This window comes from Rhodococcus sp. (in: high G+C Gram-positive bacteria), from assembly GCF_049286785.1.
GTDB lineage: Bacteria > Actinomycetota > Actinomycetes > Mycobacteriales > Mycobacteriaceae > Rhodococcus_F.
This window is the reverse complement of sequence record NZ_JBAQEO010000391.1, coordinates 1-1925: the sequence shown is the minus strand read 5'-3', so window position 1 is coordinate 1925 and position 1925 is coordinate 1. Positions and strand designations below refer to the sequence as shown.

2 protein-coding genes are annotated in these 1925 nt (G+C 64.6%); one reads left to right on the top strand and one right to left on the bottom strand.

What is annotated here, in order from left to right:
- Positions 1-50 precede the first annotated feature (50 nt).
- Positions 51-1598 (bottom strand): AMP-binding protein, encoded by a 1548-nt coding sequence (locus WAW17_RS14500; protein WP_422333650.1) that lies wholly within the window; start codon positions 1596-1598, stop codon positions 51-53.
- A gap of 164 nt (positions 1599-1762) precedes the next feature.
- Between WAW17_RS14500 and WAW17_RS14495 the strand changes: the two genes are divergently transcribed.
- A partial coding sequence (locus WAW17_RS14495) for a maleylpyruvate isomerase N-terminal domain-containing protein (protein ID WP_422333651.1) occupies positions 1763-1925 on the top strand: 163 nt, incomplete at its 3' end.

Genomic DNA, 1925 nt, shown 5'->3' with positions numbered 1-1925 from the left:
GCACGGGGGTGGCGCGTCGAAGGGGCTTGCGCGTCGAAGGGGCTTGGACGTCAGCCCGCCTGGGGGGCCGCGTACCGGGCACGCAACTTGTGCTTCACCAGTTTGCCCGTAGGTGTGCGGGGTAGCTCGTCCGAGAAGTCGATGGTGCGTGGGGCCTTGAAGTGGCTGACCCGGTCGCGCACGTAGTCGAGCAGTTCCTGTGCGAGGGCTTCCGACGGTTCCACCCCGTCGACGAGTTGCACGACAGCCTTGACCTGCTCTCCCATCTCCTCGTCCGGCACGCCGATCACGGCGACGTCGAAGACCTTGGGATACATGGTCAGAACGTTCTCCGATTCCTGCGGGTAGATGTTCACTCCTCCCGAGATGATCATGAACGCCGCGCGGTCCGTCAGGTACAGGTAGCGATCGGCGTCGATGTATCCGATGTCGCCGCTCGTGGTCCATGTCGGATGGTCCGGGTGCGTCGCGGCGTCGGTCTTGGCCGGATCGTTGTGGTATTCGAACGGACGCTCCTCGCGTTCCCAGTACACCGTCCCGATCTGGCCGACCGGCAGGTCGGCACCGTGATCGTCGCAGATATGCACGATGCCCATTACCCCGTCGTGGCCCACCGACCCCGGCTTCGCCAGGGCTTGCGCGCTGTCGATGAACGTGGCGCCCGCTCCCTCGGTGGAGGCGTAGTACTCGAAGATCACCGGACCCCACCATTCGATCATCCGGCGTTTCACCTCCGGCGGGCACGGGGCCGCCGCGTGGATGGCCACCTTCAGGCTCGACACGTCGAACTTGTCGCGAACATCCTGCGGCAGTTTCAGCATGCGGACGAACATCGTGGGCACCCACTGGCTGTGAGTCACGCCATACTGCTCGATCAGCCGCAGCGCTTCCTCCGCGTCGAAGCGGTCCATCAGGATGATCGTGCCGCCGACGGACGTGATGGTTCCGCAGAAGCGCAGTGGTGCAGCATGATACAGCGGGGCCGGGCACAGATAGACGGTGTCGGAATCGAATCCGTACATCGGCGCGAACACCGCGGTGTAGGGATCCATGGTGGTGTCTACTTCGCCTTCCGGCAGTATCGGCTTGATTCCCTTGGGACGGCCGGTGGTGCCCGACGAGTAGAGCATGTCCTGACCGCGGGGCTGCGACTCGAGCGGTTCGTCGGACTGCGCTGCGAGAGCGTCCTCGTAACTGTCGAACCCGTCCAGTTCCCCGCCGTAGACCAGGCGGTGCCGGACATGGGGAAGCTGGTTCGGATCGCGCGGGATCGCATCTCCGGCGTCGGCGGAGGCGATGAGGACCGCCGCCCCGCAGTCGTCCACCACGTAACCTGCCTCATCCGCGGTGAGGTGCCAGTTGACCACGGTGATGTACAGGCCGGACCGCAGTGCAGCCCAATACACCTCGAGGACACGGAGGTCGTTACTCGATACGAGCGCCACGTGATCGCCCACGTTCAGGCCGAGGCCCCGCAAGTGCCGGGCGAGCCGGATGGATCGCTGGTCCAATTCCCGATAGGTGAGCTGTTCCCCCGTCGACGGACGAATGACAGCCGGCTTGTCCGGGGTGGTCGCGACGAAATTACCAGGGAACATCCGTGCTCCTTTTGTTAATGGAGATTCTCGCCCTCGGTCTACCACACGGTCCCCCGTTGCGGGAGTGGATCGACGGCGCCACCGGCATATTCGTCCGGCGCCACCGAAACTACGCGGTTGCCGCCGGAGGGTCCTAGAGTTGAGACAAAGGAGGGCGACAACCAGTGAATGCCTTACACAAAGAAGCCATCCTCGACGGGCTGCTCGAGGAATGGGACGTGCTCGATCAGGTGCTGTCGTCCGTGTCGGGCGACGCGTGGTTCACACCCACCGCGCTACCCGGGTGGACCGTGCACGACGTGACGGCCCACCTGATCGGCACCGAGT

Excerpts from the sequence above, each read along its gene's own strand:
- WAW17_RS14500 (WP_422333650.1), bottom strand. The coding sequence starts at position 1,598 with ATGTTCCCTGGTAATTTCGTCGCGACCACCCCGGACAAGCCGGCTGTC.